The 9,389-nt window shown below is 67.3% G+C and carries 10 protein-coding genes; 5 read left to right on the forward strand and 5 right to left on the reverse strand.

Features of this window, described 5'->3' with window-relative positions; translation table 11 throughout:
- Positions 1–809, forward strand: an 809-nt coding sequence (locus ELR45_RS32510) for a helix-turn-helix domain-containing protein (protein WP_205857716.1), incomplete at its 5' end; no start/stop codon positions are given.
- An 88-nt stretch (positions 810–897) separates the two neighbouring features.
- On the opposite strand, the gene ELR45_RS32515 is transcribed toward ELR45_RS32510, so the two are convergent.
- Positions 898–2,433: a DUF7059 domain-containing protein gene (locus tag ELR45_RS32515; RefSeq protein ID WP_129669988.1), complete on the reverse strand. Its 1,536-nt coding sequence runs from the start codon at positions 2,431–2,433 to the stop codon at positions 898–900.
- An 18-nt stretch (positions 2,434–2,451) separates the two neighbouring features.
- Here ELR45_RS32515 and ELR45_RS32520 point away from each other — a divergent pair, with 18 nt between their 5' ends.
- The 3 genes from ELR45_RS32520 to ELR45_RS32530 all read left to right on the forward strand — a co-directional run bounded on the left by ELR45_RS32520 (position 2,452) and on the right by ELR45_RS32530 (position 5,124).
- On the forward strand, positions 2,452–2,766 hold the full coding sequence (locus ELR45_RS32520) for a DUF2470 domain-containing protein (protein WP_129669989.1): 315 nt from the start codon (positions 2,452–2,454) through the stop codon (positions 2,764–2,766).
- 133 nt (positions 2,767–2,899) lie between these two features.
- Positions 2,900–4,159, forward strand: a complete 1,260-nt coding sequence (locus ELR45_RS32525) for an ATP-binding protein (RefSeq protein WP_165368305.1) — start codon at positions 2,900–2,902, stop codon at positions 4,157–4,159.
- Entirely contained in the window at positions 4,156–5,124 is a 969-nt protein-coding gene (locus ELR45_RS32530; protein WP_165368306.1) for a phosphotransferase family protein, read from the forward strand. The genes ELR45_RS32525 and ELR45_RS32530 overlap by 4 nt, the downstream gene beginning before the upstream one ends.
- A 51-nt stretch (positions 5,125–5,175) precedes the next feature.
- On the opposite strand, the gene ELR45_RS32535 is transcribed toward ELR45_RS32530, so the two are convergent.
- Entirely contained in the window at positions 5,176–6,498 is a 1,323-nt protein-coding gene (locus tag ELR45_RS32535) for an FAD-dependent oxidoreductase (protein WP_205857717.1), read from the reverse strand.
- Between the two features lie 79 nt (positions 6,499–6,577).
- On the opposite strand from ELR45_RS32535, the gene ELR45_RS32540 reads away from it, so the two are divergent.
- On the forward strand, positions 6,578–7,405 hold the full coding sequence (locus ELR45_RS32540; RefSeq protein WP_129669992.1) for an alpha/beta fold hydrolase: 828 nt from the start codon (positions 6,578–6,580) through the stop codon (positions 7,403–7,405).
- On the opposite strand, the gene ELR45_RS32545 is transcribed toward ELR45_RS32540, so the two are convergent.
- The 3 genes from ELR45_RS32545 to trxB all read right to left on the reverse strand — a co-directional run bounded on the left by ELR45_RS32545 (position 7,402) and on the right by trxB (position 9,326).
- Positions 7,402–7,875: an NUDIX domain-containing protein gene (locus tag ELR45_RS32545; protein ID WP_129669993.1), complete on the reverse strand. Its 474-nt coding sequence runs from the start codon at positions 7,873–7,875 to the stop codon at positions 7,402–7,404. The two genes, ELR45_RS32540 and ELR45_RS32545, sit on opposite strands and share 4 nt — an antisense overlap.
- 84 nt (positions 7,876–7,959) lie before the next feature.
- The gene (gene trxA, locus ELR45_RS32550) at positions 7,960–8,283 is read right to left on the reverse strand and encodes a thioredoxin (protein ID WP_129669994.1); all 324 of its coding nucleotides are present in this window, start codon (positions 8,281–8,283) and stop codon (positions 7,960–7,962) included.
- A gap of 53 nt (positions 8,284–8,336) precedes the next feature.
- Positions 8,337–9,326, reverse strand: a complete 990-nt coding sequence (gene trxB, locus ELR45_RS32555) for a thioredoxin-disulfide reductase (protein ID WP_205857743.1) — start codon at positions 9,324–9,326, stop codon at positions 8,337–8,339.
- Positions 9,327–9,389 lie beyond the last annotated feature (63 nt).

The raw sequence follows: 9,389 nt of genomic DNA on the forward strand, positions 1-9,389 counted from the left end.
TCGTCGGCGGCGCGACGCTGCGAACCCCGCACCGCCTGGAGACGCTCGTCGAGGCGGACACGATCATCATCCCGAGCGTCTCGGACGTCGACGCCGAGGCGAGCCCTGAACTGACGGCCGCTCTCCGCCAGGCCCACGGCCGTGGTGCGCGGATCGTCTCGATCTGTACCGGAGCGTTCGCGCTCGCATCGTCCGGCCTCCTCGACGGGCGGCGGGCCACCACGCACTGGCTCTACACTGACGTGCTCCGTCGTCGCTACCCCAGGGTCGACGTGGACGCCACGCCCCTGTACATCGACGAAGGCGACATTCTGACCAGCGCCGGAAGCGCGGCCGGCCTCGACCTCTGCGTCCACCTGGTCCGCCGGGACCACGGCGCTGTCGCCGCCAACACGGTGGCCCGGCGGCTCGTCGTCTCCCCACACCGCGACGGAGGCCAGGCCCAGTACATCGAGACACCGGTCGCCGAAGATCCGCACGATGACCGGATCGCCGCCAGCATGGCCTGGGCACTGGAGCGACTCGCGGAGCCGATGACCGTGGAGACCTTGGCCCGGCAGGCGGCCATGTCCCCACGGACCTATCTGCGGCACTTCACCCGGGCGACCGGGACCAGCCCCATCCGGTGGCTGATCGTGCAGCGGGTGCAGGCGAGCCTGGCACTCCTGGAGAGTGGCGACACGCCGGTGGAGCGGATCGCCACCATGGTCGGCTTCGAGAACGCCGTCACCTACCGGCACCACTTCAGCCGCGCCATGCGCACGTCGCCGTCGGCCTACCGGCGTGCCTTCCGGGCCACGTCAGGCTGAGTCACGAGCGTGGCGTTCGCTCGAGTCGGGCAGCGTCGGCCCCTGGGTGAATGACCGCGGGAAGGGCAGGATCAGTCCGGTGCGGGACTCAGCCGGCGGCGCCGAGAAACCCGTCCTGGACGAGCGTGCGGACCTGGGGGACGAGCTCCTGTCGAAGTTGGCCGGGGTCAACGGTGAGGACGGCGGCGACCGCGTCGATGATCGCGCCGGCCGGCAGTGTCCCGTCGCACGCACCCACGAAGCCCGCCTCCGCCGTACCCGTCTGTACGGCCCGCATCAAGCCGTGCTGTTGGCGCAGGACAAGGTGCTCCGGGTCTTCCTCACCGGGCTGACCGACCTGCTCCAGGACGACGTCGTCGGCGACCGCGAGACGGGTTCCGAGCAGTGCGTCGTCGTCGATACGCAAGGCGGCGGCCCGGTCGAACCAACCGGCGACGGTGGGCCCCATCGGCTGCTCGACGGCGTGCGGCCAGTCCTCGATGCGCACGGCCGGGCCATCGGTCCCGGACGCCCGGAGGTTGACCCAGCCGAAGCCGATGCCCTCCACGTCGTTCTCGTCGAACCACGACAACCACTCTCGGTAGCGTGCCTGGTACGTGGGGCCTCCGGTCTCCCCGGAGTCGCGCAGCCACAGCTCTACGTACTCCGCCGGATCCTGAACCTCGCGCTGGACCACCCAGGCGTCGCATCCGGTCGCCTGGATCCATCCGCCGACGCGTTCCCGCCAGTCCTGGCCGCGGACGTGCATCCAGTTGGCCAGGGACTGCAGGATGCCGCCGTCAGCGAGCCGGGAGGCTCCGTCGACGATGACCCGGCGGCTCACCTCGTCGCCGGCCAGGCCACTGTCCCGGTAGACGTACCGGCCACCGGGCGAGACGACGAACGGCGGGTTGGTGGCGATCAGGTCGAAACGCTCATCAGCGACGGGCTCAAAGAGGCTGCCTTCCCGGATGTCGGCGTCGATGCCGTTCAACCGGGCGGTCAACGAGGTCATGGCCAGCGCGCGTGGGTTCACGTCTGTGGCGACCACGGTGTCGCAGTGCCGGGCCAGGTGCAGCGCCTGGACACCGCAGCCGGTGCCGAGGTCCAGGGCGCGCCCCATGGGCCGGCGGACCGTCAGCTGGGCGAGGGTGCTCGATGCGGCGTTGAGGCCCAGTACGTGGTCCGCGGGAAGTGCGGCCGGACGGCCGTCGAGCCCCGGCGTGAGATCCGCGGCGACCCACCAGTCTCCGGAATCGTCGGCATAGGGGCGGATGTCCACGGTGGCCCGTACCCCGTCGTCGTCGACGGTGAGGATCCCACCCGCGACGAGCGCCTCTAGCGGCAGCACGCGTTGCGCGTCGTCGACGGGGACGGCGAGCTGGAACCGCCAGAGCCTGGTCAGCAGGGCGAGCGGAGAGGCGTCCCCCGGAACGCCGTCGTCGAGCCGCATCCGGCCGGGGATGGTGTGGTTGCGGTTGAGCGCGTCGGCTGCTCGCCCGCCGATGAGCGCGTGTACTGCGTCCACGGTGTAGCGGGCCTCGGCCAAGGCCTCGCGGAGGCGTGCGACGTCAGTGTCGGTCAAGGTCGGCAGCGGAAGCGCGGGTGTGGGCTGGCGGGGCGTATGAGCTGGCTCGTCGGTCACGGTGGCTATTCTGGCTGAATGAGTGAGAATCCGTTCGCGCCGGATGTCATCGAGGCTGTCGCCCGCCACATGAACGACGATCACGAGGAAGACTCGTTGTTGATCGTGAAGACCCTGGGCGGGGTACCCGGCGCGACCGAGGCCGTCGTGGCGCACTTGGACGGCGACGGCGTCGACTTCACGGTGGTCGCCGACGGCGAGGATCGGACGGTACGTGTGGCGTGGAGCAAACCGCTGACCGAGCGGCCGCAGATCCGGCAGGAGTTCGTGCGCATGTACCAGGAGGCGGCCGAGGCGCAGGGCATGACGCCCCGCCAAGCTGCCGAGCATTGACGATCCAGTCCATGGCGACAGGGCCAACCTGCCTTCGGTATTCCGAGATTGCAAAAGAGTGTACTACAATGCTCAAAAAGTGTGCACTATGGTGCACAGAAACTGTGCATTAGGTGATCTTGGAGGAGAGGCGATGCACAGGCGAGCAATCGAGCGAGTCCTGTCAGAGCGGCTCGACGAGTCGCAAGTGGTGCGCCTGTCCGGGCCACGCGCCGCAGGCAAGACGACCTCGTGCGTAGCCGAAATGACCAGGCGCGGCGGCAGCATCGTCCGCCTTGACGATCCTGATGAGCGGCACGCTGTCACAGCCGATCCGAAGGGTTACCTCGCCGGCCTCAAGCCGCCCGTCCTCATTGATGAGTACCAGCGCGCTCCCATCGTGCTCGATGTCATCAAGACCCACCTCTCGAGTACCCCATCACGCGTCGGAACGTGGTTGCTTTCAGGCTCCGTGTCGATTGAGGCTGTCACTGGTGCGTCCGAGTCGCTCGGGGGAAGGCTGACCGATGTGAGGATGGGGACGCTTACTCTCGACGAGCGCAACGATCTGCCAGAGCCAGCATTTCTCGCCCACCTCCTCGCTGACGGTCCAGCGTTCCTGCGCGGTTGGCGTGCCGATCGGCCTCTCAGCCGTGAGCAGCTACTTGACGAGGCAGTGCGCAGCGGATTCCCGCTTATTGCCGACCGCCAAACGCCGTCGTCGCGTCGTCGAGGCATCGACGACTGGGTGAACGCGTCGGTGATCGCGGACGGAGCGGCCGTCGGAGGTGTGCGGGACACGGAAGGCCTTCGACGCATGCTTCGCTTGTACGCGTCAGCTACCGCGTCCATCCAGCCGAAGGACAGCCCAGTCGCGGAGCAGCTTGAGCTCAACCGGCGGACCGTTGCCAACTATCGGGACTTACTCTCCTCTCTCTACGTCACCTGGGATCTACCGGCATTCGTCCCTGGCAACGCATCCAGTCAGGTCGTGAAGTCCCCGAAGCTCCATCTAGCCGACGCAGGCCTTGCCGCGGCACTTGCTGGGCGTGATGGGCAAAGCGCACTGGATCGAGATTCACGGTTTGCCGGTGCGCTCGTGGAGACTATGGTCGCCAACGATCTGCGCGTCCAGGCGAGCGCGCATGAGACGACTCCTCGCTTACACCACTACCGTGAGGGCACAAACGAGGTGGACCTTGTCATCGAAAGCGACGACGGCAGCTTGTTGGGCGTCGAGGTCAAGCTCGCCTCCAATCCCGGTAATCGGGACCTGAACGGGCTCCGCAAGTTGAGACAGTCGTCGGGATCGCGATGGGCCGGGGGTCTCGTGCTCTGCCGTGTCCCCGCTGGCCGGATCACTGATGACGAACTCGTCCTAGCCCCGCTCGAGGCCCTATGGCAGGTCGTGTGAGCCCTCAGCCGCGGGCCGTCGGTGTCCGACGGGCGTTCGCCGACGTACCTGATCGGTTCAGAGACTGGGTCGAGGCGACCCTGGGCGACTCTGTGACGCAGACGCTCGGGCAGTCCGGAGGCATGTCACCCGGATGCGCCGCGCGGCTCGCGACGGGTGCAGGCCGTCGGGTATTCGTCAAGGCCGTGGGCTCCGAGCTCAATCCGGATACGCCGAACCTCTTCCGGAAAGAGGTCGAGGTGCTGTCCCGGCTATCGCCCGCGCCGTACCGTGCCGAGTTGCTGGGGGCCTATGACGACGGTGACTGGGTGGGCGTCATGCTGGAGGACGTCAACGGGCGGTACCCGGATCTGTCCGACCCGGTGGATGCCGACGCTGTATGGGCGACGGTACTGGAGCAGACCAACGAGTTCACGCCTCCACCGGAGGGTCTGGCGCTGCCGAAACTGTCCGAAACGGCGCAGCGCTGGCTCGCCCGGTGGCCTGACGTCGAGGAGGATCCCGGGCGGTTCCTGCCCGGATGGGCGGTGTCGCGGGTCGAAGAATTCCACACCCGAGTGCTCACGTTGCCGGACCGGCTGAACGCTGATGCACGGCCGTCCGGCTCGGAAGACAGGGCGGCGCCGTATCCGGAGGCGTTGTGTCATTGTGATCTTCGTGACGACAATCTGTTGATCCGACCGGACGGCACGGTGGTGATCCTGGATTGGGGTATGGCGAGGGTGGGGCCTGCCTGGAGTGATCCGTTCTTCCTGGCGCTGTCGTGGGTGGACTCACCAGAGTTCGACATGCGGCTGGAAGACCTGGATGTCGATAAGGACGATGTCACCGATCTGCTCCTGCTTTTCGCCGTCGCCCAGAGCTGGCGTGCCGAGCAGCCTGCGCCGCCGGGTTTGGCGACGCTGCCGGAGTTCTGCCGGTCGGAGGCGGAACGGATGTTTGCCGGAGTGGCCCGCCGCACGTAGCTACGTCCTGCGGGCCGTGTGTGATGGCGCTCGTTCCGCAGGACGCAAGACTCATCGGGTGAGTGGAGAGGTGTGCCCTGACAAGGTGAAGCGGTCCGGTGGGGAGCCGTCGCCGGTGATCATCGACGCGACCAGCTCGCCGATGTAGGCGGCGAACTTCGCGCCGTGCCCCGAACAGGGTGAACACACGATCAGCGGCCCGGCGCTGTCGACCACGAAATCTTCCGAGGGCGTCCGCGTGTACAGGCAAGACAAGGCGAGGAACGGCTCGGGTACCAGCCCTGGCAGGAACTCGTCGACGTAGCGGACCAGCCGCTCGACCGACACGGGATCGACCACGCCATCGCGGGAGTCCGCGGTGGTGACGGCGCCGTGGCCATGCTCGCCGATCTTCACCGCATGGCGTGCGGCCCGGCCCGCCCGCATGGCGAAGATTCCGAGCCCTTCCTCGCCGGCGATATCCGTGCGGGAGAGATCCTGGTGGACGATGGCCGGCCAGTCATCTGCCGGCTCCCGTTGTGGGAAGTGCACGACCTGTTGCTGCGTCACCGTGAACCGAGGTGCCGCCGTGCCCAACAGCCGAGGAAGCCACGCCTGGTTCCATGGTCCAGCGGCCAGGACGACGCGCTTGGCGCGCAGCGGAATGCTCTCGCCCGCGTCGCCCACGATTTCTGGTTCGCCGCTATCGGGATGCGCTGTCGTACCGGACGCGGCACCGTTCGGGGCTACACGTACGACGAGGTAGTCCCTGCCGGGACTGATCGCCGTCACCGGCGTGGAGGTGTGGACGTCAACGCCGTCCGACGTCGCCCGGGCCAGGGCTGACACCACGGCCAAGTCCGCGTCCAAGACCCCCGCATCGGGATGGTAGAGCGCGTCCGTCGTGAACCTCATGTGCGGCCAGCGCTTGCCTGCGTCTTCGGCGTCGAGCAATTCGTGTGGCACCGATGCGTCGGCCAACAGTTCCGCGAGACGGTGTGGATCGCGGTCAGGGCCATGGTCGACCGCGCCCGTGAATCGGCGCAGCGCGACCCCTGTGTCGGCCTCGAGGCGTTGCCAGCTGTCGGCCGCCTGCGCGGTGAGCTCGACATAGAACGGGTCAGGATAGACGCGGCGGAAGATGCGGGACGTGCCATGAGACGACCCATGCGCGTGCCCAGGTTCGAACTGGTCGATCACCGCCGTGCGCAGCCCGCGCCGTCCGGCCGCCCATGCGGTGCAGGCGCCCATGAGTCCCGCTCCGACGACGATGAGGTCGTAGACATCGCCGGCGTTGACCAGGCCCGGATCGTTCGACATCGTGTCCTGCTCGGAGCCGTCGCGCTGCCTGTCTCCATCGAACGAGCGCGGCGAAGAGAGGTGTGCTTCCGTCATCCCGCCGACCCTACCGCCGTCCGGATCCGGCGTTGTGGCGCCCGGGACACGTCGTGGGTCGATCGATATCCTGCCGTGGATGGAGCTGACTGAGCAGTACGAGTGGCGCGGGCGCCGGGTGCGCTGGGCAGCTGCGGGCGAGGGCCCGCCCGTGGTGTTCTGCCATGGCACCCCGTGGTCGTCGTGGGTGTGGCAGCCGTTCGCGGAGGCACTGGCACGCGAGTTCACGGTCTATCTCTGGGACATGCCCGGGTACGGATCGTCGTCGAAGGATGCCGGGCATCGGGTTTCCCTGGATGTTCAGGGCGAGCTCCTGGCGGACCTGCTCGGGCTCTGGGGGCTGAATCGAGCGCACGTCGTGGCCCACGACTACGGCGGCGCGGTGTCCCTGCGCGCTCACCTGTTGCACGGCGCGCAGTACGCGTCTTTGGCGCTGGTGGACGTGGTCGCTCTCGCGCCGTGGGGCTCGGAGTTCTTCCGGCTCGTACGTGACAACGCGGACGTCTTCTCGGCCTTGCCGTCAGCGGTTCACGACGGCGCGCTGCGCGCGTACGTCACCGGTGCGAGCCACAGTGGTCTTGATGACGAACAGTTGGAGTCGCTCCTCGCGCCTTGGCGCGGGCCGGAAGGGCAACCGGCGTTCTACCGGCAGATCGCGCAAGCCGACCAGGCCTACACCGACGAGGTCGAGCCCCGATACCCATCGCTCGACATCCCCGTCCTGGTCGCATGGGGGACAGAAGACACGTGGATCCCGGTGGACCGCGCACATAAGCTCGCCGAACTCATCCCCGGCGCCCGGTTGGAGCTGATCGAGAACGCCGGCCACCTGATCCAGCTCGACGCTCCGATCCCGCTTGCCACCACCCTCCACCGCTGGCTGGGTGATCAGGCCCGGGACAGTTAGCCCGTCGCGCCGTTGAGGAAGCCCAGGGCGGTGAAGCTGCTCTGGGCGAAGTCACCGAGGTCGATCCTGGCGAGCTCGTGGGGGTGGAACCAGCCCACGTCGATGGTCTCGTCGTGATCCGGCCGCGGTGACCCGCCGATGACGCGAGCCTCGTAGACCAGGCTGACGTAGGCGGTCTTGTCGCCGTTCGGATATGTGAGCCGGAACTGGGGGCCGCCGAGTGCGGTGATGATCCGGGTCAGCTCGACGACGACGCCGGCCTCCTCCTCGGCCTCCCTGACCGCCGCAGTCGCCGGGTCCTCGTCGACCTCGACCGCGCCGCCGATCGTTGCCCACGTGCCCGTATCTGATTGCTTGACCAGAAGGATCCGTCCGTCGTCGTCGCGTGGTAGGACGGCCACCGAGGGCAGCAAGATCAAGTCATTGCCGATGGACTGACGGAGTCTGCGGATGTAGGGCGAAATCGGCATGTCGTCGATTGTTGCAATGCCCGGCCGGTGGTCTGGGCAGCGGTGCCTGGACGCGGGCCGGACCCGGGCTATCGAGATCGCCGCCTACGAAAGGTAGGCGGCGATCTCGTTCTCTATGGTGGGGCGGGGCTTGGCGCCGATGATCGTGTGGACGACCTCGCCGCCGCGGAAGATCTTCATCACCGGCATCGACGTGATCTGGTAACGCAACGCGAGTCCGGGGTTGTGGTCGACGTTGATCTTGACGACGTCGAGCTTGTCATCGAGATCGTCTGCGAGCTGGTCCAGGACCGGGCCGAGGGCACGGCACGGTCCGCACCATTCGGCCCAGAAGTCGACCAGCACCACCTTCTCGCTCTGCAGCACGTCGTGGTCGAAGGTGCTCGCGTCGCTGGCTCGTGTCGCCATGCGTGTCTCCTCAGGGTGCGGTGTGGTCTCGGATCGGCGGCAATGCCGGTGGGTCAGGTCGTGGAGGCGAGCGCCACGTCGTCCTCGCTTGTCACCGTGGACGGCTCCGCCTCGTCTGTCAGTACGGGCGAGGCGAGGGCGGAGAGGTAGGTCTCGGCGTCCAGCGCGGCGACGGCGCCCGAGCCGGCGGCGGTGATGGCCTGTCGATAGTGAGGGTCGACCACGTCGCCCGCGGCGAACACGCCATCGACAGATGTGCGCGACGAACGGCCCTGAACCGCGATCGTGCCCTCCGAGGTGAGGTCGACCTTGCCATGGACCAGATGCGTCCGTGGATCGTGCCCGATCGCCACGAAGAGACCATCGAGTGTCAGATCGGAGTGCTCACCCGTCGCGGTGTCGCGCAGTGTCACCCCGGTGACCGCCGTCTCACCGAGAACGGCTGTCACCTCGGAGTTCCAGACGAAGGTGATCTTCGGATCATCGAAGGCCCGCTGTTGCATGATGTGCGACGCGCGGAGTGTATCCCGGCGGTGTACGACGTAGACCCTCTCAGCGAACCGGGTGAGGAAGGTTGCTTCCTCCATCGCCGAGTCACCACCACCGACCACTGCGATCGTCTTCCCGCGGAAGAAGAATCCGTCGCACGTGGCGCACCAGGACAGGCCGTGGCCCGACAGACGTTCCTCCTCTTCGAGCCCGAGTTTCCGGTAGGCAGAACCCGTCGCGAAGACGACCGTCGCGCACTCGTGGACGGTCCCGGCGCCGAGCCGCACCCGTTTGACCGGTCCCTCGAGATCGAGGTCGACGACGTCTTCGACCTCGACCTCGGTGCCGAATCGCTCGGCTTGAGCTTGAAACTTGGTCATAAGTTCAGGTCCGAGAATGCCCTCAGGGAAACCCGGGAAGTTCTCAACCTCAGTTGTGTTCATCAATTCACCACCGACCTCGACGGAACTCGCGACGAGAAGTGGTTGCAGACCGGCACGGGATGCATAGATCGCGGCGGTGAACGCGGCCGGTCCCGAACCGACGATGACCATGTTGCGCAACGGCTGCTCCTCGTTCTCTCGGTGGTGACATCTCGGGTGAGTACCGATGCTGGG

Source organism: Phytoactinopolyspora endophytica (assembly GCF_004138495.1).
Taxonomy (GTDB): Bacteria; Actinomycetota; Actinomycetes; order Jiangellales; family Jiangellaceae; genus Phytoactinopolyspora; species Phytoactinopolyspora endophytica.